This window comes from Tildeniella sp. (assembly GCF_059505325.1).
The window spans coordinates 47,444-72,361 of sequence record NZ_JCACKI010000064.1 but is presented as its reverse complement, the minus strand read 5'-3'; the positions used below and the strand labels follow the sequence as shown (position 1 = coordinate 72,361).

General features: G+C 52.8%; 19 protein-coding genes. 10 read left to right on the top strand and 9 right to left on the bottom strand.

The genetic code is table 11. The features are described from left to right. Positions 1–14 precede the first annotated feature (14 nt). Complete coding sequence (locus tag AC5JO6_RS21595; protein WP_496083102.1) at positions 15–788, bottom strand: MinD/ParA family ATP-binding protein; 774 nt, start codon at positions 786–788, stop codon at positions 15–17. 158 nt (positions 789–946) lie between these two features. Next, complete coding sequence (locus AC5JO6_RS21590; protein ID WP_496083101.1) at positions 947–1,471, bottom strand: histidine kinase; 525 nt, start codon at positions 1,469–1,471, stop codon at positions 947–949. A 166-nt stretch (positions 1,472–1,637) separates the two neighbouring features. Between AC5JO6_RS21590 and AC5JO6_RS21585 the strand changes: the two genes are divergently transcribed. Then, positions 1,638–3,482 (top strand): iron uptake porin, encoded by a 1,845-nt coding sequence (locus tag AC5JO6_RS21585; RefSeq protein ID WP_496083100.1) that lies wholly within the window; start codon positions 1,638–1,640, stop codon positions 3,480–3,482. Positions 3,483–3,601: 119 nt separating this feature from the next. Then, complete coding sequence (locus AC5JO6_RS21580) at positions 3,602–9,199, top strand: AAA family ATPase (protein WP_496083099.1); 5,598 nt, start codon at positions 3,602–3,604, stop codon at positions 9,197–9,199. Positions 9,200–9,340: 141 nt separating this feature from the next. Here the strand turns inward: AC5JO6_RS21580 and pdhA are convergent, their stop codons facing one another. Continuing rightward, the gene (gene pdhA / locus AC5JO6_RS21575; protein WP_496083098.1) at positions 9,341–10,375 is read right to left on the bottom strand and encodes a pyruvate dehydrogenase (acetyl-transferring) E1 component subunit alpha; all 1,035 of its coding nucleotides are present in this window, start codon (positions 10,373–10,375) and stop codon (positions 9,341–9,343) included. Positions 10,376–10,605: 230 nt separating this feature from the next. Between pdhA and AC5JO6_RS21570 the strand changes: the two genes are divergently transcribed. After that, positions 10,606–12,960 carry an IMS domain-containing protein gene (locus AC5JO6_RS21570; RefSeq protein WP_496083097.1) on the top strand — a complete coding sequence of 785 codons (2,355 nt, stop codon included), beginning with the start codon at positions 10,606–10,608 and terminating at the stop codon, positions 12,958–12,960. Positions 12,961–13,058: 98 nt separating this feature from the next. Beyond that, positions 13,059–14,132, top strand: a complete 1,074-nt coding sequence (locus AC5JO6_RS21565; protein WP_496083096.1) for an AEC family transporter — start codon at positions 13,059–13,061, stop codon at positions 14,130–14,132. Between the two features lie 88 nt (positions 14,133–14,220). Here AC5JO6_RS21565 and glyA read toward each other — a convergent pair whose 3' ends face one another. Then, positions 14,221–15,504 carry a serine hydroxymethyltransferase gene (gene glyA / locus AC5JO6_RS21560; protein ID WP_496083095.1) on the bottom strand — a complete coding sequence of 428 codons (1,284 nt, stop codon included), beginning with the start codon at positions 15,502–15,504 and terminating at the stop codon, positions 14,221–14,223. A gap of 297 nt (positions 15,505–15,801) precedes the next feature. Here glyA and AC5JO6_RS21555 point away from each other — a divergent pair, with 297 nt between their 5' ends. The 4 genes from AC5JO6_RS21555 to AC5JO6_RS21540 all read left to right on the top strand — a co-directional run bounded on the left by AC5JO6_RS21555 (position 15,802) and on the right by AC5JO6_RS21540 (position 18,069). After that, positions 15,802–15,999, top strand: a complete 198-nt coding sequence (locus tag AC5JO6_RS21555) for a hypothetical protein (RefSeq protein WP_496083094.1) — start codon at positions 15,802–15,804, stop codon at positions 15,997–15,999. A gap of 300 nt (positions 16,000–16,299) precedes the next feature. Beyond that, a complete protein-coding gene (pyrF, locus tag AC5JO6_RS21550) occupies positions 16,300–17,049 on the top strand; it encodes an orotidine-5'-phosphate decarboxylase (RefSeq protein WP_496083093.1) in 750 nt (249 codons plus the stop codon). Positions 17,050–17,113: 64 nt separating this feature from the next. Further along, positions 17,114–17,773, top strand: coding sequence for a hypothetical protein (locus AC5JO6_RS21545; protein WP_496083092.1), 660 nt, complete (start codon positions 17,114–17,116; stop codon positions 17,771–17,773). A gap of 71 nt (positions 17,774–17,844) precedes the next feature. Continuing rightward, positions 17,845–18,069 carry a hypothetical protein gene (locus AC5JO6_RS21540; protein WP_496083091.1) on the top strand — a complete coding sequence of 75 codons (225 nt, stop codon included), beginning with the start codon at positions 17,845–17,847 and terminating at the stop codon, positions 18,067–18,069. Here AC5JO6_RS21540 and AC5JO6_RS21535 read toward each other — a convergent pair. Further along, positions 18,066–19,205, bottom strand: a complete 1,140-nt coding sequence (locus AC5JO6_RS21535) for a DUF2259 domain-containing protein (RefSeq protein WP_496083090.1) — start codon at positions 19,203–19,205, stop codon at positions 18,066–18,068. The two genes, AC5JO6_RS21540 and AC5JO6_RS21535, sit on opposite strands and share 4 nt — an antisense overlap. Positions 19,206–19,244: 39 nt before the next feature. Here AC5JO6_RS21535 and AC5JO6_RS21530 point away from each other — a divergent pair, with 39 nt between their 5' ends. Both AC5JO6_RS21530 and AC5JO6_RS21525 read left to right on the top strand, forming a co-directional pair. Continuing rightward, a complete protein-coding gene (locus tag AC5JO6_RS21530; RefSeq protein WP_496083089.1) occupies positions 19,245–19,967 on the top strand; it encodes a phosphoribosyltransferase in 723 nt (240 codons plus the stop codon). A 291-nt stretch (positions 19,968–20,258) separates the two neighbouring features. After that, entirely contained in the window at positions 20,259–20,960 is a 702-nt protein-coding gene (locus AC5JO6_RS21525; protein WP_496083088.1) for a uracil-DNA glycosylase, read from the top strand. A 4-nt stretch (positions 20,961–20,964) separates the two neighbouring features. Here the strand turns inward: AC5JO6_RS21525 and pstB are convergent, their stop codons facing one another. The 4 genes from pstB to pstS form a co-directional block, all read right to left on the bottom strand. Then, positions 20,965–21,774, bottom strand: coding sequence for a phosphate ABC transporter ATP-binding protein PstB (pstB, locus tag AC5JO6_RS21520; protein ID WP_496083087.1), 810 nt, complete (start codon positions 21,772–21,774; stop codon positions 20,965–20,967). Positions 21,775–21,804: 30 nt separating this feature from the next. Further along, on the bottom strand, positions 21,805–22,680 hold the full coding sequence (gene pstA, locus AC5JO6_RS21515; protein WP_496083086.1) for a phosphate ABC transporter permease PstA: 876 nt from the start codon (positions 22,678–22,680) through the stop codon (positions 21,805–21,807). Next, positions 22,670–23,668 (bottom strand): phosphate ABC transporter permease subunit PstC, encoded by a 999-nt coding sequence (gene pstC, locus AC5JO6_RS21510; RefSeq protein ID WP_496083085.1) that lies wholly within the window; start codon positions 23,666–23,668, stop codon positions 22,670–22,672. Before pstC ends, pstA begins: the two co-directional genes overlap by 11 nt. A gap of 174 nt (positions 23,669–23,842) precedes the next feature. Next, the gene (pstS, locus tag AC5JO6_RS21505; RefSeq protein WP_496083084.1) at positions 23,843–24,889 is read right to left on the bottom strand and encodes a phosphate ABC transporter substrate-binding protein PstS; all 1,047 of its coding nucleotides are present in this window, start codon (positions 24,887–24,889) and stop codon (positions 23,843–23,845) included. Positions 24,890–24,918: the final 29 nt, after the last annotated feature.

Sequence of the window (24,918 nt, the reverse complement as noted above, 5' to 3'; positions counted from 1 at the left end):
GTGTACAGCCTTCTTTACAAATCAGTGCTGAGAATATGCTGAACAACCTGATGCAGTTCTAGTGACCAGGGATGATCGGGATAGCGGAAGCAAAACAAACCGCTACTTGCCAGTTCAGCCATATCCTCACTGAGCGGAAATACGCCAGCAACAGGCACATCGTAGGTTGACTGAACCTTCTGTTTGAGTTCGGCAAAGTTGAATTTAGAAAGTGCTTTATTGACCACTAGCAACAGCTTGGGCACTTCCAATTCGCGGGCAAGATCCACCGCTACAGCCGTTCCTTGATAATCCTGATTGTCGGGACGCAAGATCAGCACTAACACATCTGACATGGCGATCGAGAGCAGCGTCTCTTCATTGATACCAGGGTGCGTGTCAATCAAAAGATAGTCTAGCTTTAATGCCTCAATGAGTTGGCGAAACCCCTCATTCAGCAGTTGCACGTCATATCCTTCGTTCAGAATACGCGCAATTTCAATTACTTTGATGCTGGATGGAACGAGGTATAGCGCGCTGCCAGATGGTAGCGGCGCAGACTGAATGGTATGGGTGACATCGTAAGCGGCGGCTTCGATCGCGCACTTGCCCCACAGATAATCATTCAGCGCCAACGACACGGTTGCTTCACTCAGACCAAAAAGGGCATGAATCCCTGGTGACTGAATATCGGTATCCACAATGCCGACGCGGTTTCCCTGAGAGGCAATGACGGCGGCTAAATTGCTGGTTGTATTTGATTTACCAGTGCCACCCCGAAACGAGTGAACAGACACAACTTTAGCCATAATCTTGCTGCTTATGAACCTGCTGCTTACGAACTAAACGACCCCTGATTGACTGACAAATCTTTTTTGTAGGTTGGGTTAAACAACGTGAAACCCAACGCAAGCAACGGTTTTGTTGGGTTACGCTGACGCTAACCCAACCTACGGAAGCTTGCTGCTTATGAACCAAACGACCCTCTAATTTGCTTTGCCTTTTGCTTCAGTTCCTTAAAATACTCAGTTTGAGTAATTTGAGAAACCTGCTGCACCCGTCTGGTTTGATCGATCTCAATCTTCAGTTCTTCTACCTGCCGTTTCAGCGTTTCTTCCCGATGTTTTACCTGAGCAACCATGCTTTGAAACATACGGGCAAGTTGTCCCAACTGGTCGTCGCGAGGAATCACACTAGCTAACATACTAGACTGAAACGTTCCTTCTTCAACGGCAGCGGCAGCCGCTGTGACGCAATACACGTGACGCAGGTATTCCTCCATCGTTTCGTTTTTTTCTTGGAGTTCTGTTTCAATGCGCGTAGAGTGCTCAGTCGTCGTTTCCAACAAAATTTCCAGATCGGCATTTGCCTGCCTCAGATCACTAACCTCTCGACGGAGGTTTTCTAATGAAACTGACCCTTGCTCAGACGATGTTGCCTCCTGGAAGCTTACGTTGTTTAGCTGTTCCCAGAGGTGGTCGTTTTGAGGCATAACAGTCTCGTTGATTAGTTGGCACAAACCATCATGGCACAGATACAAAGAGGTTCGTGCCTTAAGATTGATGAATGATTTCAGGCTGTAGAAAATTCGATCGCACGAATTCGGTTTAATGCAGTTGGTGGTTTAAAGCTGGCTTTAAGTGTGAGGAGCATGAATTGTGACGGTAAGCAGAATTGGTTTGTCTGGATGGCTATGGAGTGCTGCGGTTTTAGCAGGCGCTTTCACAGCCGCGATCGCAGCATCAAAGGCAGTGGCAGCACCCGATAAGGCAGTCATGGCGCAAACTGCCTTATCAGGAAGTGCCGATCGCTTCACTCTGACCGCACTTGATGACACGCTAGACGCGATCGCAGACGTGGATTCAACAACCCTCGATCAAGTCACGTCCGTCTCGCAGCTTTCAGACGTAAAACCTACCGACTGGGCATTTCAGGCATTACAGTCACTGGTCGAGCGTTACGGATGCCTTGTGGGCTACCCTGACCAAACCTATCGGGGCAATCGATCGCTAACCCGGTACGAATTTGCCGCCGGACTCAACGCCTGTCTCGATCGCGTGAATGAACTCATTGCAGCAGGCACTGCCGACCTGGTGAAAAAAGAAGACCTGGTGGCGCTCCAAAAGATGCAGGAAGAGTTTGCGACCGAACTGGCAGTGCTGCGTGGTCGCATGGGTAGCCTGGAGGCGCGGACTGTGACCCTTGAAAAACAACAATTTTCGGCGACAACGCGCCTGAACGTGTTGACCTCCTTGAACTTGAGTCAGGCATTTGCGTCGGGTGATGTCAGAGCCGAGGGCATTCCGATCGCGGGTTCCCTACCAGCGGCTCGTCTGGCATTACGGCTGCCCAACCCTGCTACAGGTCAGTTGGAACCAGTAGTGACGACGACCACTCGTAATCCTGAAACGACCTTCAGCCAATCGACCTACTTGATTCTGACTTCTTCCTTCTCTGGCAACGATGCGCTGACGACGATTCTGGCTGCTGGCAACGGCAGTCCTCCCTCCAGTGTGTTTAGCTCGGCGGGGTTTGCCAGCACCTTTGGTGTGCCCTATGCCGACTCTAACCCGGTGAATCCGCTCTCCGCCAACAGTGTGGGCTTGTTTGAGTTGAAGTACAGCTTTCCCGTTGGCAATGCGGTTCGCTTTGTCGTCGGTCCGCGCATTCTGGCGTTTCGGCATTTTGATATCAACCCCTATACCAATGTGGTCGCTGGTGCCAGTGGATTGAACTCCTATCAAAGCACGCTGGCAAACAGTGGGCTGTCGGGCGCAGGGGCGATCGTCAGTTGGGATATCAGTCCCAAGCTGGTATTTCAAGCGGGCTACCTGGCACGCAACGACGCGTCGCTACAGTACTTCGGAGGAGATGGTCCAGCGAATCCATCGCGGGGACTGTTCAATGGCTCCTATTCCGTTCTGGCAGAGTTAGCCTACTCGCCCACGTCTCAAATTACGCTTCGCTTTTTGTATACCCGCGCCCATCTGCAAACGCCACCCGCAAGCACATTGCCCCTTCCCTTTTTCCTCACGAACTCAATTAGAGGGGTGGTCGATGATGGCTTTAGCGGTCGCTTAAATGACATCGACTCGGACAACTTTGTGTTTAACTTTGATTGGACGTTGACCCCGAATCTAGCTCTGTTTGGGCGCTATTCCTACAGCCACTCTGACCTTGATCCCATCAATCCTCTCATTGCGGGTGGGTCTGCCAAGGTGGAAGCGTTTCAACTGGGTCTGGCGTTTCCTGATGTTGGCAAAAAAGGGGCGTTAGGCACCGTGTCAGTCGTCGTGCCGTTTAACATTTTGTCGGGTCGCCAATTTTTCGTGGCAGGCTATGGTGATGGTGGCACGGAGGTCAATCTGGAAGCCGCCTACTTTTACCCCCTGAACGACAATATTGGGATTGTGCCAACGTTTTTTGCCACGTTTAATGCCAATAATTTCAGCGGCAACCCGACTGTGTTTGGTACAGTCTTGAGAACCCAATTTCTGTTTTAAGATCGTGGATCAAATAATTGGCGTAGGTTGGGTTGAAGCATGAAACCCAACGTCTTCTGGGGTGTTGGGTTTCGTAACCTCAACCCAACCTACAAGAGGCTGTTTTAGCGGAAAAGGCTATGGTTGCGATCGCTGGCTACGACGTGCTTGAAAAACTTTACGAGAGCAATCGCTCTCTGGTTTACCGGGGAGAAAGCACATCTGAGCCGCGATCGCTCATTCTTAAGCTCATGCAGGCAGACTACCCCAGCCTGGAAGAACTGGGCAGATATCGTCTGGAGTATGACATTCTCAACCGCCTCAACGGGGATGGCATCATCAGAGCTTATGACCTGGCTCCCCATCAAAACGGTCTGGTGCTAGTGCTGGAAGATTTTGGGGGCGAGTCTTTACAAAGCGTGCTTCGTTCACATCGCTTGAGCCTGGTGGCATTTTTGGAGCTGGCGATCGCCATTGCTGACAGTCTCGGCAGCGTGCATGCGGCAGATGTCATTCATAAAGACATCAATCCTGCCAACATCCTGCTCAATTCAACGTCTGGACAGGTCAAACTGATCGATTTTGGCAATGCCACAGTGTTGTCCCGCGAAAACCCCACGATTCGCAGTCCTAACGTACTGGAAGGAACCCTGCCCTATCTCTCACCAGAGCAGACGGGTCGCATGAATCGTGCTCTGGATTACCGCACCGACTTCTATTCGCTGGGTGCCACGTTCTACGAATTATTGACAGGATCACCGCCCTTCGTCGTTGCTGATGCGATGGAGTTGATTCACTGCCATCTGGCAAAACAACCCGAACCGCCCGATCGTCAAGCGTCCGCCGCCACTCCCATTCCCCAGGCTGTTTCAGACCTGGTGATGAAACTGCTGGCAAAGAATGCCGAAGACCGCTATCAGAGTGCCTATGGCATTAAAGCCGATCTGCAACGCTGTTTAGAGCAACTGCGTAACGATGGGGCGATCGCTCCCTTTGCCCTGGCACAGCAGGATGCCTCCGGCAAATTCCAAATTCCTCAAAAGCTGTACGGACGCGAAGCAGAAGTGGCATTGCTCTTGGCAGCGTTTGAGCGGGTGGCAGGGAGTGGGGAGGCAGAAGGCGGGAGGCAGAAGGCAGAAGGGGGAATCGGGAGTCGGGAGTCGGGAGTCGGGAATTGGGATCAAGAAAGTCAGAAAGATCTGCCACTAGCAACTAACAACCAACCACTAACAACTGCTTCAACTCAAAACTCAAAACTTTCTAGCGTAGCGGCGCAAAGCGCTACTCAAAACTCTTTCCCACTCCCCACTCCCCACTCCCCACTCCCCACTCCCTCACGCAGCGAACTCATGCTCGTTTCAGGCTATTCCGGCATCGGTAAATCAGCGCTGGTGAGTGAGATCCACAAACCCATCACCCGTCAAAATGGGTACTTCATCACTGGGAAATATGATCAGTTTCAGCGCAACATTCCTTACTCTGCCCTGATTCAAGCCTTTCAGGAACTGATTCGCCAACTGCTGACCGAGAGCCAGGAACAGATCGATCGCTGGCGATCGCACCTGCTCAAGGCGCTGGGTCACAACGGGCAGATTGTGATTGATGTCATTCCAGAGATGGCACTAATTATTGGTGAGCAGGTAACGGTTACTGAACTGGGTGCCAGAGAAACGCAAAATCGATTTAACCTGGTGTTCCAGAAATTTATACGGGTATTCACACAACCGGAACATCCCCTTGTCATCTTTCTGGATGACTTGCAGTGGGCAGACTCTGCCTCGCTCAAACTGCTCAACCTGCTGCTGACGGCTCCTGGTAGTCGCCATCTCTTTTTGCTGGGAGCCTACCGCAGTAACGAGGCGAATGTGTCTCTGCTGATGAAGGCGATCGCAGAAATCCGCAAAGCAAACGTCACGATCAGCCAGATTGAGCTGTCGCCGCTGACTCTACCCACCATTACTCAGCTCATTGTTGATACCTTTGGCGACGTAGCAACCGCTCCACTCCTGGCAGAACTGGTACTTCAGGTGACGGGGGGCAACCCCTTTTTTATCAACGAGTTTTTGAAGTCTCTTTATGAGGAGGGGTTACTCAACTTTGATGAGCAACAGGGGATCTGGCACTGGGACTTAGCCCAGATCCGTGCCGCGCAAGTCCCAGACAACGTGGTGGAGTTGATGACGGGCAAGCTGCAAAAGCTCCACCCCAGAACCCAACAGGCACTCAAGTTAGCGTCTTGCATTGGCAATCAGTTTGACTTGCGGACGCTGGCAATTATTTCCAAGCAGCCTCAGGCGACGATCGCTGCCGACCTGCGAGAAAGCGTCAATGAAGGGTTGATCTTGCCGTTGGGCGATAATTACAAATTTATCAACCTTGAAGCGCAGTCATCAGAGGATCTGGAGCTTGGGTTCAAGTTTCTTCACGATCGCGTCCAGCAGGTTGCCTATGCCCTCATTCCAGAATCTGCCAAGCAGAGTATCCATCGCGAAATCGGGCAGTTGTTGCTCGCACACACTCGTCCAGAGTCACGCGAAGAGAAGATTTTTGACATTGTGAACCAGCTCAACATTGGTATCAGCCTTACCACCGTTCAGTCCCAGCGCGAAGAACTGGCTACCCTCAACCTGACGGCAGGCAAGAAAGCAAAAGATTCCGCCGCCTACGAAACGGCTGTGCGGTATTTGTTGACGGGCATTGACCTTTTGGGAGCCGAAAGCTGGCAGCAGCAGTACCCGTTGACCCTGGAACTTCACGAAGAAGCGGCAGAATCAGCTTACCTGAACGGCGACTTTCCCGAAACCGAACGCCTGGTCGAGCGGATTCTGCACCATGCCAAAACTGTCCTCGATTGCGTGCAGGCATATCAGGTTAGAGCGGGTGCTTACACGGCTCAAAACAATATGGATGGCGCACTGGACACCATCATCAGCGCGATGGAGCGTCTAGGCGAACCGATTCCGCGTAACCCCAGTCGTCTCAGAGTGGGGTTAGAACTGCTGCGAACCCACTTCTGGGTGGTGGGCAGGCGATCGACCCACGAGCTGGAAAACCTGCCGCCGATGACCGATCCGTACAAACTGGCGGCGATCAAACTGGCAGGCTCTGGTGGGTTGGCATCCGTCAACGCTGCTCCCTTACTGATTGCGCTCCTGGCACTGCGGGTCGTGAATTTAGTGATGCGCTACGGCAGTTCATCTATGTCTACCGTGCAGGGGGTCGCTTACGGGGTCATGCTGCGGGTGGGGTTAGCCGATATTGACGGCGCGTATCGGTTTGCCCAAATCAGCCTGCGACTCCTCGATCGTCTGGACGATCGCTACTATAAAACGCTGACGGTCATTGCCTACGAATCCTGTATTCGCCACTGGAAAGAACCGCTGCGCCTCTCGTTACCCGTCTTGCTCAACGCCTATCATGAAGGCTTGGAGTTGGGCAATCAAGAGTATGCTGCGCTTGCCGTCTCTGTATACTGCATTCACCAACTGTTCTTGGGAGAATCACTCTCAACAGTGGTAGCGGATTTTCAGGCATATACATCCCAGCTTTTGCGGTTTAACCAGGAGGCGATCGTCTACCAGATGCAGCCCTGGCATCAACTGGTATTGAATTTGCAGGGTAGCGCGGCGGAACCAACCCGCTTGGTTGACACAGTGTTCAATGAAGCGGAACTGCTGCCCTTTTTCGTCGAGAACCGTCTGGGCATTCCACTGTTCTACAGCCATATTGCGAAAGCCATGTGGTTCTATCACAGCGGCGACTATGCTGGCTCCTTGCAGGCGGCAAAACTGGCAAAACCACTAGAAGAATCGGCACCCGTCACACCGGGCTATGTCAATCGCTATTTCTACGAATCGCTTGCCTGTTTGGCGCTGTGTTCTCAGGCATCCAAACCATTACAGCGGCGCTATTTGCGTCAGGTTGCCCGCAACCAGCGTCAGGCAAAACGTTGGGCGCGGTATTGCCCCGAAAATTATCAGCACCGTCACGATCTGGTAGAAGCAGAACGTTTGCGGGTGATGGGGCACTATGCGGAAGCGGTTGTCTACTACGATCGCGCCATTCACGGAGCCAGCACCCAAGACTACATCAACGAAGTGGCATTAGGGAATGAATTGGCGGCTAAGTTTTTCATCAGCCTGGAACGCGAAAAACTGGCTCAGCTTTATCTGTTGGATGCCCGTCATGCCTATCTACGCTGGGGTGCAACGTTCAAAGTCGAGGCGTTGGAGGCTGCTTATCCGCAGTTGCGCGACCCGTTGCGGGTAACTCAAAGAGATCGCAAGCTCGCCAGTGACTCCGCTACGATCCCAACTAAAATATCTGCCTCTGGTTCAACGAGTAGCCGTTCTGGCTCCGAGCTTGACCTGAGAACAGTAGTGGAAGCGGCGCAGGCAATTTCCGGCGAAATCGTGTTCGAGCACTTACTGGCAAAGCTGTTGAAACTGGCAATGGAAAATGCTGGCGCTCAAAAAGGCTATCTCTTGCTGTCCGATGGGAGTGAATTGAAGATCGAGGCGGAGGGGCAAATCGATCGCGAGGAACCCATCTTAGTCCAATCGCGATCGCTCGTTACCATCCAGACGTTACCTGTTTCCATCATTCACTACGTCCAACGCACACGAGAAAATGTGGTGTTGGGAAATGCCGCAGATGAGGGCATCTTTACCACCGATCCTTATATTCTTCAGACGCAGCCGCGATCGATTCTTTGTTCGCCCATTCTCAACCAGGGCAACCTGACGGGCATTCTCTATTTGGAAAACACTCTGGCAGCCGATACGTTTACGCCAGAACGTTTGACGGTGCTCAACATCCTGTCAGCCCAAGCCGCGATCGCGCTCGAAAATGCTTCCTTCTATCGGACGTTAGAACAAAAAGTTGAAGAACGCACCGTGCAGCTTGCTCAGGCGAATGAGGAAATCACCTTACTCAATCAGCGGCTGCAATCAGAAAATCTGCGAATGGGAGCCGAACTCGATATTACACGACAACTCCAGCAAATTATTCTGCCCAAACAGGAGGAACTGAGCGAGATTCCAGGCTTAGACATTGCTGGCTTTATGGAACCTGCCGATGAAGTCGGTGGCGATTACTACGATGTCTTGCATCAAGATGGTGCCATCAAAATTGGGATTGGCGATGTCACCGGGCATGGCTTGGAAAGTGGCATCCTGATGTTGATGGTGCAAACCGCCGTCCGCACGCTCTTAACGAACCAAGAAACCGATGCCGCTCGCTTTTTAACCACGCTCAATCGTGTGATTTACGACAATGCCAAACGGATGCAGTCCGATCGCAATTTGACTCTGACACTCGTAGACTATCGATCGGGTCATTTGAAATTGAGTGGGCAACATGAGGATGTGCTGATTGTGCGGGCTGATGGCGCGATCGAGCGAGTGAACACAATCAATCTAGGCTTTCCATTGGGGCTAGTAGATGATATTGCCGAATTTGTTGCACAAGTGGAATTGCAATTACACCCTGGTGATGGCATTGTGCTTTATACCGATGGCATCACAGAAGCTGCCAATAGTGCGGATGTACTCTATGGCATCGAGCGCCTCTGTCAAGTCGTCTCCCAGCACTGGAACCAGCCCGCGATCGTCATTAAAGCAGCCGTGATTGAAGACGTACGCCGCCATATTGGTCAACAGAAAATTTTTGATGACATTACGTTACTCATCATTAAACAGAAGGCTCAAGCGGTACTTCAGGAAAATGAAACGACGTGAGCGGGACAAAACTGTCAGAGCTGGAGACTCAAGATGAGTGTAGGGCACTGGTCTTTTAATGTCTCCGTACATGCCTTGCACCATCTGCTTGCATTGTGGATCAAGCACTCTTTGTAAAACATCAAAATGCGAGTCGATCGCCTAGTCATTGCCTGCAAATACGTACTTATAGAGATCGTTGGGGTTCGGTTCGGGGCTTTCTAGCGCGAATGTGACGGCTTCTTCGACGATCGCCTGAATTTTCTTTTCGATCGCTTTTAGTTCGTCCTGATTCGCTAGATTTTGTTCTAGCAGATGTGCCGCCAGTTTCTTGATCGGGTCACGAGCAAACCAGGCTTCTTTTTCTGCCTTCGATCGTAGTTCATCCGGGTCTGCTAAAGAATGTCCCCGAAAACGGTAGGTGAGGCACTCAATCAGCGTTGGACCTTCGCCAGCACGCGCACGGGCAACCGCTTCTTGAGCAATTGCGCGCACTGCCAGTACATCCATTCCGTCTACTTCATACCCTGGCATCCCAAAGACGCTGGCTTTCTTGTAGATTTCAGGCTGGGAGGTCGCGCGTTCGTGCGCCATGCCGATCGCCCACTTATTGTTTTCCACCACGTACAGAATGGGCAATTTCCACAATGCCGCCATATTCAAGCACTCGAAAAACTGACCGTTGTTTGTAGTGCCATCACCAAAAAACGCCGCTGTCACCTGATCAGAAGAAGCATCGCCCATTGCTTCCCGACGATATTTAGATTGAAACGCGGCACCCGTAGCAACAGGAATACCTTCACCAATAAACGCATAGCCTCCCAGCAGGCGATGTTCGGCTGAGAATAGATGCATGGAGCCGCCACGTCCTTTGCTACAGCCCGTTTCCTTACCGAATAGCTCAGCCATCACATTACGCGCAGGTACACCCGCACTCAAGGCATGAACGTGATCACGATAAGTGCTGCACACGTAGTCTTCGCCAGGGCGCATTGCCTGAATCACACCCGTTGAAACGGCTTCTTGCCCATTGTAGAGGTGGACAAAGCCAAACATTTTGCCACGGTAGTACATCTCGGCGCATTTGTCCTCGAAAAAGCGCCCCAGTATCATGTCCTCGTAGAGCAGCAGCCCTTCATCTTTGGTCACTGTAGCAGTGGCTGCTTGAAACGTGGGAAAGACTCTTTCTTGAACCATTGGCTTCTTCCTATGACTTAATCCTGGCGGGGGCTTTTTATTTTCACTCAAACGGGTCAAGTTTTCTAGAATTTATGTTTCCTATAGGAGTTTTTTGCTTATCCTGGAAACTACCACTCTGGCATCTACACGCTATCTCGCATCGACACGCTATGATGATGGCACCTTTTTGGCTGGCGTTGTCCGCTACCATAGCTTAACCTTATTGCTTACCGCTAGGAAAGTTAACCGTGCGTATTCCGCTCGACTACTACCGGATACTGGGTTTGCCAATTCAGGCAACCGCTGAACAGTTGCGACAGGCGCACCGCGATCGCACCCTGCAACTGCCTCGACGGGAATACTCGGATGCCGCGATTGCCTCCCGCAAAAAGCTTTTTGACGAGGCATTTGCGGTGCTTTCTGATGTAGAACAGCGTCAGCTCTACGACGCGCGGTTTCTTGCTAGAGCCTACGAGCTAGAACCAGAGCTGGAACCAGTGAATGGGACTGCGATCGACCAGACACGCGAGCCGATGCTTGAAAGCGATGTTGGCAGCGATTCTCACACCCCCAGCATTGACATCCAGGACAGTCAGTTTGTGGGTGCCCTGCTGGTGCTACAGGATTTGGGTGAATACGAGCTGGTGCTGCGGTTGGGTCGTCCGTTTCTGACGGGCGGTAGTGCTAGCCTGAAAGACGGTCATTTTGGCGATCCCGGTATTGTTTTTTCAGATATTGTGTTGACGGTAGCGCTCGCCTGCATGGAGTTAGGGCGAGAACAATGGCAGCAGCGACAGTATGAAAATGCCTCAGAAGCGCTAGAAACAGGTCAGCAGTTGCTCTTACGCGAAGGGTTGTTTGCCGAAGTGCGCGGCGAAATTCAGTCGGATCTCTACAAGCTGCGACCCTATCGTGTGCTTGAGCTATTGGCACTTCCTGAAGACCAACCCGCCCTTCGCTATCAAGGTATGCAGCTACTGCAAGACATGCTGCAAGAACGGGATGGCATCGACGGGGCAGGTGACGATCGGTCTGGATTAAATATTGATGACTTTTTGCGCTTCATTCAGCAGTTACGCGGCTACCTGACTGCTGCTGAACAGCAGGTGCTATTTGAGCAGGAAGCACAGCGTCCTTCACCTGTTGCAACTTATTTGGCGGTCTATGCTCTGCTGGCGCGTGGCTTTGCCGAACGGCAGCCAGCTTTGGTGCGGCGGGCAAAACTCATGCTGACGCGCTTAAGTAGCCGTCAGGATGTGCATCTAGAGCAGGCGGTCTGTGCGTTGCTGCTAGGTCAGACGGAAAACGCCAGTCACGCGCTCGAGCGTAGTCAAGACTATGGACCGATCGCGTTTATTCGCGAACAGTCTCAGGGTTCACCGGATCTGCTTCCTGGTCTGTGTCTGTATGGTGAGCGCTGGTTGCAAGATGAAGTGTTTCCGCACTTCCGTGATTTGCTGCAACAGCAGGCATCCTTGAAAGATTATTTTGCCGATCAGCAGGTGCAATCCTACCTAGAGGAACTGCCGGATGATGCTGACGCTGATGCAGTATGGGCGCTGGACTCATCGACTGCTCATGCAGCCGTAGCGACACCGATCGGCTCGTCTAACCGTCGTCGGGCTGAGCGAACGGCGACGGCTCCTGTGACAGCCGGGGTGAACGGACGATCGCAGCGTGATGGCATTCCGGAAGCAACCAGCATGGCTGAAGGTAGTCATATTGCCACTGAGCGAACGTTGGAGCAGGAAATGAGCCACGAATACCTGATCAACACCGCACGTGCACATATTGCGGCTCGTACAGGCACCGCAACGATGTCTCCTGAGCGCTCCACGGAAGGCACAATGCCTGTCGCTGAGCGCATACCACAGACGGCACGTACTCGAAGCGCAACAGCAACGCGACCAATGGGCGATCGTGTCCGTGCCCCTAATCGTTCCCAGGGTAACGGTGACGGACGTGGCACTGTAGCCGTTAATCGTCGCGGCGAGCGCCCTGCGAAAACAAAATTGGCGACCTTGCTCCCCTGGTTGTTGCCGTTGGGTGTCATTGTGGCGATCGTGACCTTGGGCTTCATGGCGGGTTCACTGTGGCGACGGGTTTCTACCCCTGTTGTACAGGAAGAGCAGCTAAACTTGCGGCTCGATCGTCCGCTGATTGACCAGGCGTTACCAACGATTGCCGTTACCCCTGCTAGCGCGACGGCAACCAGTGGTGTCCTCACTACCGTCACTGCCGAAAAAGTGATCCAAACCTGGCTCTCAGCAAAAGCGGATGCAATGGGTCCCGATTACAAGCTGGAGCCGCTAGCAAACGTCCTCGAAGAGCCAAAGCTAGCTGAATGGCAAGCAGCCGCAGCAGAGGCAAAGCGTAGTAACCAGTACCGTAAGTACGAACATAGCGTCAAGATTAGCTCGGTAGAGCCGAGTAAAACCAATCCTGACCAGGCAAGCGTTTTAGCAGACGTAACGGAAGCAACTGAGTATTACGAAGCTGACCAACGCAAGAACGCTGAATCCAGTCCTAACCTACGCATTGATTACAGCCTGGTGCGAAAAGACGGCGTTTGGCGGATTCAAAACTGGAAGCTTTTACAGTAAGGTTTTGTAGCGGCAACCGTTTTGTAGCAGGTATCGTCACACTTCGCTAACAAGCGTTTAGAAGCAGCGCACGTTCTTAAAGCCGTAGGTATCTAATCATGGCTGGTACGCTTTTTGATGCCTACTTGCCACTAGTGCTGTGGACTGGATTGGGGCTAATTGCCTTTCGGTTTGTTCCACAAGCCTTTCCTCGCCTGCTTGGTCGGGTATTGTACTGGGTTGGTGTTCCCTGGCAAATTTTGGCGCTGGCACGGCAAACAGACTATGCCCAGACTATAGGGCTGGCTCCAGCGGTAACGATCGCGGCTCTCGTTTTAGGACTGCTCCTTGCCTGGTTGAGTCTGCAAGCCTATCAGCAATGGCTAACTCAACCAGCACAGTCACAACTAGCACAGTTACAACCAGCACAGTCACAAACGTCGCAACAACTGCTGTCGTCTGTAACGTCTGGTTTGTCTGACGCTGCCACGATCGACTCGTTTGATGAACCGCTACCCACTGAGAGCACAACCGTCGGACTCAATCGCTCTCAACGCGGCAGCTTTATTCTGGCAGCAACCATTGGCAATACTGGTTTTGTCGGACTGGGCTTGGTGCCAGCGTTGATTAGCCAACCCTATGTGGGATGGGCAGTGTTTTATAGCGTGACGCACAACATTGTTGGTACTTATGGCGTTGGGGTGTTTCTCGCCAGCTATTATGGGCTATCGCGCCAGCAAAATCACTGGTGGGTGCAGCTCCGCGATGTACTATCAGTGCCGTCTTTGTGGGCATTTACGATCGGCTCCCTGACGCGATCGATGGAAGCCTCTGATGCGATCGAGCAAGGGTTACATGCCTCTCTGTATTTCGTCATCCCCGGTGCGTTTTTGCTCATGGGAATGCGCTTGAGCCAGCTTCACGGTTGGCAAAGCATCCAGTTTGCGCTCTTACCAACCGTGCTCAAGGTAATCATTCTGCCCCTTGCGGTAGGGCTGGGCACCACGCTACTAGGTTTGTCAGGCGATGCTCGGTTAGCGTTGGTCTTAATGGCAGGTATGCCCAGTGCTTTCGCCGGACTAATTCTTGCCGAGGAATATGACCTCGATCGAGAGGTGATCGCCAGTAGCATTGCCCTGAGCACGATCGCCCTCCTCTTCACCATTCCACTATGGTTACTGCTGTTTCGTTAAACGTCGAAAGTCAGGAGTTGATGATTATCACTGCCTCCTGCCTTCTGCCTTCTGCCCCCTGCCTTCTGCCCCTGCCTTCTCACTTCTTCTACACCAACGCTGGTACTGGAACGCTTAGATGCGGATAGAGCGGAAAGCGGCTGCACAGGTTAGCTACCCGTTGGCGGCAGTTTTGGGCAACGGTTGTGTCATCGGGACTCAGCAGGCGATCGGCAATAATGTTGCCAATCTCTGTAAATTCTGTTTGCCCCATACCGCGCGTCGTCATAGCAGGCGAACCTAACCGTAGACCGCTGGTGACAAAGGGCGATTCTGGGTCAAACGGCACTGTGTTTTTGTTGGCTGTGATGTTGACACCGCTCACCAACTGGTCTGCCAGCTTTCCAGTCATGCCAATGGAGCGCAGGTCTACCAGCAGCAGGTGATTGTCGGTACCGCCAGAGACTGTCTTCAGCCCACGTGCCTGTAATTGAGCTGCCAGAGCACGAGCATTCTCAATGACCTGACCGCTATAGGTTTTAAATTCAGGCTTCAGCGCTTCGCCAAACGCCACAGCTTTCGCAGCAATGACATGCTCCAACGGTCCACCCTGGCTGCCCGGAAACACGGCTTTGTCGAGCTTCTTGCCCAATTCAGCATCCCGAGTCAGAATCAAGCCGCCTCTAGGTCCACGCAGCGTTTTGTGGGTCGTAGTGGTGACGACATCGCAGTAAGGAATGGGGCTGGGATGATGCCCTGTAGCAATCAGTCCGGCGATGTGTGCCACGTCTGCCAGCAGGTAGGCACCCACTTCATCGGCGATCGCCCGAAACTTGTCGAACTCAATGATGCGAGGATAGGCGGAGTAGCCGCAGATCAACAGCTTGGGACGGTGTTGCAGCGCCAAGTCTCGAATCTGGTCGTAGTCCAACTGCTCTGTTTCTGCACTCACGCCGTAGTGCTGCGCCTTAAACCACTTGCCTGAAACGTTGACAGGCGATCCATGCGTTAAATGTCCCCCGTGAGATAAATCCATACCCATGATGGTGTCGCCCGGTTCTAGCAGGCTTAAAAACACCGCAAAGTTTGCCTGTGCGCCAGAGTGAGGCTGTACGTTTGCATGTGCTGCGCCAAAAAGCTGCTTGGCGCGATCGATCGCCAATGCTTCTACCTGGTCGATGAACTCACAGCCACCGTAGTAACGCTTGCCCGGAAGCCCTTCAGCATATTTGTTTGTCAGTACAGAGCCTTGCGCTGCCATCACTGCCGCAGACGTAAAGTTCTCGCTGGCAATGAGTTCCAGGTGATCCTGCTGACGCTGGAGTTCCTGCTGAATCATGCTGGCGATCGCGGGATCAGTCTCGGTAAGAAAATCTAAGTCAGTTCGAGTCACAGAGGAAACCCCTCAAAAAGCGGAACAACAACGTTCAGAAGGGTTATCCAGCCAAACGTTCTTTCCTACTTTAGCAGCCCTCACGCGGGGGTAGGAAAAATCCCTTTTGAGTCCATCAGAGTCGTCCTATTCACAGGCAGACAGAGTGACGATTGAGCCAAAATGAGTCAAGCAATACGATGATGCTAAATGAGGTGTATTAAGCTGTGTACCAGCGATCCTCAACTTGTTTGACAGACCCATACAATAAAGTCAGGGTGGTGAACTCAGGGATCGATCGTTCACTGGAGGTGTTGCGTGTTAGTCATCCTCATGGACAATCAGCTCATTACCCCGCAGGCGGTCTGCGAAACGTGCGTCATGGCAGACCAAAGCGGCAAACCCCGCTGGCAGAGTGGGCAGCTCCGCTGTGGTCACGCTATCCGCAAGGCAACCGAGCAGCAGCCCGACCAGTTTGAGTGTCAAATGGGCTTTCGGATTGCAGATATTAAGTAGCTACAAGGGACGGCATGTAACTGCATGGCAGAAGGCTAAAGGCAGAAGGCAGGAGGCAGAAGGCAGAAGGCAGAAGCTAATACATCTCACACCTCACACCTCACTTCCGCCAAGAGGCTAAAGGCTAAAGCTGAAGGAGTTTTGGTTATGAATTGTAGTGGTGAGAAGATTGCTGACGGCTGATAGCTGACGGCTGATAGCTGACCGCTGACCGCTCAATCAACTCAAAACTCAGAGCCAGGATTACTCTGCTGGTTGCTTCAGGTTGTAGACTGAACTCGTCGAGTGAGCGGTATGGATATGTCTGTTGCAAATCCTTCTCTTGTAAGTCTGTCTGTTGCAGAGCGGGTAATTGTGCCGCTGGATGTGTCGAGTGAGCGTGCGGCGATCGCCCTCATTGAGCAACTGCCTCAAGTCATCTTTTGGAAAGTTGGCTTGGAACTCTTTGTGAGCAGCGGTTCAGGCATTTTGGCTGCACTCAAGGAACGGCAGAAGCGGATTTTTCTAGACCTTAAGTTTCACGATATTCCCAATACGGTCGCGGGTGCCTGTGGTGCAGCGGCTCGCTATGGTATTGATTTAGTGACACTGCACGCGACCAACGGCAAAGAGGCACTGCAAGCCGCGCAGCAGGCAGCGGCAGCAGGTGCTGTAGAAGCAGGATATCCCACCCCAAAGCTGCTGGCAATTACGCTGTTGACGAGTTTAACGGCGCGATCGCTGGCATTTGAGCTAAAAATTCCGCTTGAGCTGCCAGAATACGTGTTGCACATGGCGCTTCTAGCACAAGAAAATGGGCTTGCAGGAGCTGTCTGTTCACCCCAAGAAGTTGAGCAGTTGCGGCAGGCATGCGGTGATAATTTTCTGCTCGTGTGTCCCGGTGTTCGACCAACCTGGGCAGATGCGAACGATCAGCGACGTACCATCACACCAACGGCAGCACTTAAAGCAGGCGCAGACTACTTGGTGATTGGTCGCCCGATTACAGCCGCCACTGATCCCGTTGCTGCGTTTGAGCGTATCTGCGAAGAACTGGCAACGGTGGCGTAAGGGAAAGGGAAGTGGGGAGTCGGGAGTGGGGTGTAACGACAGAGGGGCGGGGAGAAAAATGGTGATGAACCGAAACGGAACTTGCTGGCAGTGCTTACTGGTCAGAATCGGAACACTAGCTGGACTGGGAATCGTTGGGCTGTTAGCACCAGTCACGGCTGCCACATTGTCTAGCGATCGCGATCGCCTCCCTATTCATCCCAACCGTCCATTACTTTATAACCCTATTCCCTACTCCCTACTCCCTACTTCCCCTACCCGCCTCACCCGCAAATTTACCTGTCCCACTACATTAGAAGCGTTGACGGCTGCCCTTTTGCGAGATTTACCAGGCTATATCAACCGCTCCAATTTCCGGTTGGCTTCACGGCAGACCACCAACCCGACCTATGCCATTGTTGCCAGTCAGCCTGATTTCTTGCCGTTACCAACCGACTCTAACGAGTATCAAAGTCCAACGGATACTAGTCTGCATCAGGTCTTTTTCACCGTTCTAGAGCGGCAGTACAGTGGCAGGCAGGTCGTTGAGTTTCAGCAATTCCATTGGCTGTTTTTGGCACAAACGACGGACGGTTGGCAACTGGCACTCCTTTTTTCTCGGATTGGCGCTTATCAGAACGATCGCCAGCCCGTTACGCCACCCCGCGACAGCAGCCAAAGTGCGACTGCCGAAGCTATTCGAGCCTGGCTACGCAGTTGTGAAGCTGGGTCAGTCAAGCCTTGAGGGCTATTAGCGGTTAGCGGTCAGCGGTCAGCGGTCAGCGGTCAGCGGTCAGCTTTTCTTTGAATCCTGAGTTGTCATTACGCCCCTGCTCCCCCTGCTCCCCTACTCCCTACTCCCTACTCCCTACTCCCCACTCCCTCTACTCCCCACTCCCTCTACTCCCCACTCCCTCTACTCCCCACTCCCTACTCCCTACTCCCTACTCCCCCTACTCCCTACTCCCCCTACTCCCTACTCCCCCTACTCCCTACTCCCCCTGCTCCCCACTCCCCACTCCCTTCCGCTCACCGACTTAAAGTGCAAACCCTTGCACGATCGTCGTTCCCAATGTCCCTTCAAACGTTGGTTTGGTGGCGGTGATAAGAACAGCGACTCGCTTACCATCGGGGGATAGCGTCACCTGACGGATGGAATAGTCCAGCACGTAGTCTCTGAAGTTATTGAGGGAGTCGAGCGATCGCTCCTGTCCGTTGTAGTTCACCCTCAACTGCATTGAGGCTCTGTCCTGTGTGCTTTTCTGTCGCAGGCGAAGCTGTAGGGGTTGGCTATTGTGGAGGCGAATCGTGACGGTTTCACTGCCATCAACAGCGCGCGATCGAGACAGAATCGGAATCTCTGTGCCTGCGATGGGTGGTGTCAGGTTCAGATCCTGGCGTACTTTCCACGTTTGCTTCAACAGATCGGTTTCGGCTTCAGCCGTATGCGTTTCTGCCTCTTTTTCGCCATACCGCGTCTCGATGCACCCGTTTTCGACGCAGCGATTAGACGCGACATCGACCAACTGCAACACTGATTTGGGCACGCCAGCCCCTGTATCCCGCGAACTTTCGAGATAGATGAAATAGTTGCTGTCCGGTGAAAAGCCTGCCATCCGTGGGGTTGCTCGAAAGGTTGGTGTGCGTTCGAGCGGTAGTGCTTTGGTCGGTGACGCTGAGGCGATCGGCGCTGGAGGCATTTTGGCTGGAACTGGTGCGATCGGTTTTGGCTGTCCTGCTGAAGTCGGCGATTTGGGCAGACTACTTCCCGAAGGCGTTACTGAAGGGGTTGGTGTTGAAAACGTTTCAGGTTGCGCCGCGATCGGGCTAGGAGCATCAGCCGTCTGATCGGGAAGGGGCTGTGAACAAGCAGCCAGCAGTGCCAGTGCCACTGCAGAGGGAACCCAGCGAAGAATGGTTTGAGATGGTCGCCACATGGGAGGGTTAAAGAAATAGGGAATGCAGGTAGGCTCAATGTATCGCTTTCGGGAGAACAAGCCAACGCTGCTGTTTGGGATACTAAATCGATACGCTGCTTGAGCAAGTGATTCCGGAAACGGCACTGAAGCAGGCAGAAGAAGAATCTTGTGGGTTTTATCCTTCGCGGCTTGATATGGGCAAAGCTGAACACATTGGGAGAACAGTTGAGATGGAGCCGATTGCGGAAAATCGGTCATTATAAAAGATATCCCTGCCAGTGCGTTGAGGGAGCAACCATGCCATTTTTACCGTTTCGAGAGACTGACTCGATTCCTTACTTTGCCGATCGCCACGAGGCGGGTGAAAAGCTGGCACAGGCAGTTTTGCAGAGAGCTAGCCAGCACCCTGAGCTGGAAACGGCGCGCTTTGTCGTGTATGCGTTGCCAAAGGGTGGTCTACCGATCGCCGCCCCCATTGCAGCCCTACTAGGCTGCCCGTTAGATGTTATTGTGGCGAAAAAAATTACCCGACCCGATAATGTGGAATTGGCGATCGGAGCTGTGACAGCCGATGGGTACGTGGTCTGGGATGCTCACCGTCGTAGCACGTCTATATTGCCCTCCTACATTGGTTCAGATGCATCCAAGGCGACCTTAGCTCCAGCCAACCAGTACCACGCGGCGCTGCAAGAGGCACTTTGTCACGCGCAGGCTCAGTTAGCAGAACTATCTCCTGACAGCCCTCGCTTTAGCCCCCAAGGGGCGATCGCCCTTCTGGTAGACGATGGCATTGCGACAGGCATGACCATTGCCGCAGCGGTGCAGGCAGTGCGATCGCAACAGCCAGACCAAATTTGGCTTTGTGCGCCCGTTGCACCGCTTGAGCTGTTGCCGCTGCTGCGATCCTATGGCGATCGGGTGATTGTGCTGGCAACACCGCACCCCTTTTACAGCGTGAGTCGCTTTTATAAAGCGTTTCCTCAGGTGACAATGACAGAAGCCGCTACCTATCTGCAATGATCGAGCGGTTTAGTTTTCGACCAGCTCACACTTCAAAGCGCCCAGTCTTTACTCCACATTGGCTGAATCGAGAACGATTACCCTAGAATTTAGAGACGACAGAAATAAAGAACTTGCAAGAAAATAAGCTCCCAGTGGTTTGGGTTTTGGCTCCGCTCAACCCGCGATCACCGGAGATTGAGCGCAGTCGTAATCTATCTGCTTGGTAGACTATTAAACCGCAAGTCTCTAAGTATCTTCTGAGGACTACCCCTAACGGGCATTTACCAACCGCTCTACGCATTTTGCAGCATGGCAACTGAAGACCAGATCAGCCTCTTTAACCTTCCGACCAGCAATGAGGCTCCACCGCCCAAAGATTTTGACCCTGAGCAAATTCCCACGAGTGCCAAAGTGCCTATTCCCGTTGGCACCTATCAGACGATGGAACAGATGCAGGCGCATTGCAGCCGATGCTTTCGCTGTGGGCTAGGGCACAGCCGCACAAATGCCGTAGTCTCGCGGGGCAGCGTTCAGGCTCCCATCATGATTGTGGGTGAAGGACCAGGACAAAATGAGGATGAACAGGGAAAACCGTTTGTCGGCAAATCTGGACAACTGCTAGACAAGATTCTGGCATCGGTGCAGTTGAGCGCTGAGCAGGACATTTTCATCTGCAACGTGGTGAAATGTCGTCCACCCGAAAACCGTACGCCCGCAACCGATGAAGCCGAAGCGTGTAAAGGCTATCTGTTAGAGCAAATCCGCATCGTGAATCCAAAGATTATTCTGCTGACGGGAGCGACCGCACTTAAGGGCTTATTAGGGATTAAGCAAGGCATTACAAAGGTGCGAGGGCAGTGGATTGAGCAGGACGATCGCTTCTACATGCCCATTTTTCACCCGGCGTACCTGCTGCGAAACCAGTCACGCGAACGAGGACAACCCAAATGGTTGATGTGGCAGGATATTCAGGCTGTGAAAGCAAAGCTGGATGAACTTCGAGTAGGGTAATGCGTTACCCAAACCGCCCTTCCACATAGTCTCTGGTACGGGTTTCTGACGGCTGCATGAAAATTTGGGACGTGGGACCAAACTCCACCAGTTGACCAATGCGGCTCTCATCCGTGCTAAAGAAGGCAGTGAAGTTTGACACACGGGATGCTTGCTGCATGTTGTGCGTGACGATGACGATCGTCAACTCTTGCCGCAACGTCTCGATCAACTCTTCGATTTTCATCGTCGCGATCGGATCAAGCGCTGAGCAGGGTTCATCCATCAACAGCACTTTGGGTTTGACTGCCAGAGCACGGGCAATGCACAACCGCTGCTGCTGTCCGCCCGATAGCCCTAAGGCGGATTTGCCCAAATTATCTTTGACTTCATCCCACAGAGCGGCTCCACGCAAAGCAGCTTCAACGACCTCATCCAGCGAGGCGCGAGGGGAGCGACCAAAGACCCGCACCCCGTAGGCAACGTTGTCGTATATGCTCATGGGAAAGGGGTTGGGCTTTTGAAACACCATGCCAATTTTGCGGCGTAGCCGATTCAGGTTCACCCGTGGGCTGTAAATATTCTGACCAAAGAATTCGACAGTGCCATCGACGCGCACCTTTGTTTCGAGTTCACTGATGCGGTTCAGCGCCTTGAGAAAGGTGGATTTGCCACAGCCAGAGGGACCGATGATGGCTGTCACCTGCTGTTGATGAATATCGATCGAGATACTCTCAACCGCTTTTTGGCTGCCGTAGTAAAAGCTTAGATTTTTTACGCTCAGAGCGGGGCTTTCGGTGGCGATCGACGACGAAGCAGTATCAACAGGGTGCATGAACTTGTCCGTACTGGAGGATGACATAGTTTAACGGTTCATCAGGCGTTTGCGGGTAAGCAAACGGGAGAGAAGATTAGTCAGCAGAACCATACCGACCAAAATCACCGACGCACTCCACGCCAACTGGTTTTGTTGAACATACGCGGAATTAGCGTAGTTGTAAATCATGACAGACAGCGATGGCGATGGCTGTAGCAAGCCTTGTGACCAGCCTTGCGTGAACAGCGCTGTGAAGATCAGCGGAGCGGTTTCACCCGCCGCCCGGGCAACGGCAAGCAGAATGCCTGTGGTAATACCTGGTAAGGCAGCAGCGATCACAGTCCGAAAAGTAGTCTGCAAGGCGTTCGCGCCCAGTGCCGCCGATGCAAGCCGCTGGTGCATGGGTACGAGCTTCAGCGCTTCTTCAGCAGTCAGTGCGACGATCGGCAGCATGATGACCGCCAGCGCAAAACTGCCTGCCAACGCCGAAAATTTGAAGTTGAGCACAATGACAGCATAAGCAAACACACCGACCACGATCGACGGTACGCCGCTGAGAATCAGGATCATAAAGCGGACAGCCTGCGCGATCGCCTGCTGCTTGCCAAATTCTGCCAGGTAGATGGCTGTCAGCAACCCGATCGGAATGCTGATGAGCGCAGCGATGCTGACCATGATGATGGTGCCTTGAATGGCGTTCGCAAAGCCATTGGGTACCCCTTCTAGTCCCACAGGCGCAGGCAGCGAGGTCAACACCTCCCACTTAAGATGCGGCACCCCTTCCCAGAGGATTTTGAGCAGAATTGCCAGCAGCGGCAGCAGCGCGATCGCTGTACCCAAAAAGGCGATCGTGGTCATGCTATTGCTCAACAGCCGACGACCTGCTGGCAAGGGTTTTGTCAATTCCAACGCCTCATTTTCCATAGCCCAACACCCGTACCATGAGAATTGCCACCACGTTAATCGCCAGCGTCAGCGCAAACAAAATCAACGCCAGATACATCAGCGCGCCAATGTGCAGTTCATCCAACGCCTCGCCAAACTCATTCGCCAGCAGTGCCGGGATGGTGTAACCCACATTTAATAGCGAGGGACTGATCTGTGCCGAGTTGCCAATGACCATCGTGACTGCCATCGTCTCGCCCAATGCCCGCCCCAAGCCCAACATCGCCGCGCCCAAAATGCCTGATACAGAGGCAGGCAAAATCACCCCAAAAATTGTTTCCCAGCGGGTGGCTCCTAGCGACATGGAGGCAGATCGCAAATCCGACGGGATCGCTAGCAGCACTTCGCGGCTAATCGCAGCGATCGTCGGCAGGATCATGATTGCCAGAATCACTCCAGCCGCCAGCATTCCAGAGCCAAACGGCTGCGTGCTAAATAGAGGAATCTGTTTGAAATGCGTGTAGAGCCAGAGCTGAATCGGTTGCAGAAACGGTACGAGCAGATAGATGCCCCAAAGACCCACAATCACGCTAGGAATCGCAGCAATGAGTTCCACCAGAAACGCGATGGGCGATCGCACCCAGGGCGGCAAAAAGTTCTCGCTCGTGACCAGAGCCACCGCCAGGCTGATGGGCAGCGCCAGGAAAAGGGCGATCGTCGAAGTCACTATCGTACCGAAGATGTAAGGCAGTGCCCCAAACTTCACGTTGGCAATATCCCATTCCTGGCTGCTGAGAAAGCCAAGACCAAATTCTTTAATTGCAGGTTGCGCCTGCTGAAAAATGACCCATCCCATCCATAGCAGCGTGAGCACCGTGAGCAACGCAAAGCCTCGCGTCAACCAAAGAAAGCCCTGATTAGTCCAGGACGTGATGCCATCGGCTGCCATAATATCGGCACCACGATCGGCTACCGTCGATCGGCGAAGGGAAACAGAAACTGATTGAGGTGGTTCGGCTGAACTCATGAGGAGAGGAGTGAGGGGAGAGGAGTGAGGCGTAAAGCATGAGAGATCCCCGACTTCTCATTCAGTGACTTGATGCATTTGCGGTTAGATCAGAAGTCGGGGATCTGGGCAAATAACTGAAAGCGCCCTCTAGTTCAGCTAGAAGACGCTTCGGGCTATGTTAAGCGATCGTGACTAGGGTTTCACGCCAGAGTTCACTTCACTAGCAATGCGCTGCGCGTCCTTGGCAGGAATTCGCACATAGTCAAGACTAGCATTGAGGTTCTGACCATCGTTGAGGATCCAGCTTACAAACTTTTTGATCGCCGCCGCTTTTTCGGGACTGTCGTACTGTTTGTAAACCATCAACCACGTCAACCCTGCAATGGGGTAGCCATCGTCAGGATCACCGATAAACACGCGATTTGTGTCAGGAGGAATCACTACGGTTGATAGCGCCTTGTTTGTGTCACTAATTGAAGGAGGCAAAAACTTTCCTTTCTTGTTTTCGACCCATGCACTCTGGATCCCTTGGTTTTGCTTGGTATAGGCGTACTCAACGTAGCCGATTGTGCCTTCAGCACCGCTAACAGCTTTTGCAACACCAGGGTTACCCTTACCCTTGAGTGGGTTGCCGGGCCATTTGGGAGCCGTACCAATACCAATCTCAGACTTAAAAGAAGGGCTGATAGCGCTCAGGTGGTTAGTAAAGATGAAAGAGGTGCCGCTACCATCAGCACGAACGACAGGCTTAATCTCAGAATCAGGCAGCTTTGCACCGGGGTTAATCTTGGCGATTCTGGGATCATTCCACTTTTTAATCTTCCCAGCAAAAATGTCGGGCAACACGCTGCGAGACAGCTTGAGGTTGGGCACAAAGGGTAAATTGTAAACGACGGCAACAGCACCACCAGCCGTCGGCACCAGAATGACACCGTTCTTGACCTTAGCCATATCTTCATCGGTCATGGCGGCATCGCTACCACCAAAATCGATCGTGCCAGCAATCACCTGACGAATGCCAGCACCGCTACCTACACCCTGGTAGCTCACTTCAATATCAGGGTTGCTTTTTTTAAACTCAGCAATGTAGCGCTCGTAGAGAGGCACCGGGAAGGTTGCCCCAGCGCCAGTTAAGGGAACTGCCTGCGCGATCGCAGTGAGCAGGGGACCAAGCGCGATCGCGGCTGTCACAGCTGATGCTGTTACGACGCGACGAAGTGCAGTTGAAGGGAATGCCATTTTGCCTTGTCCTCACGAAGAGACTTACT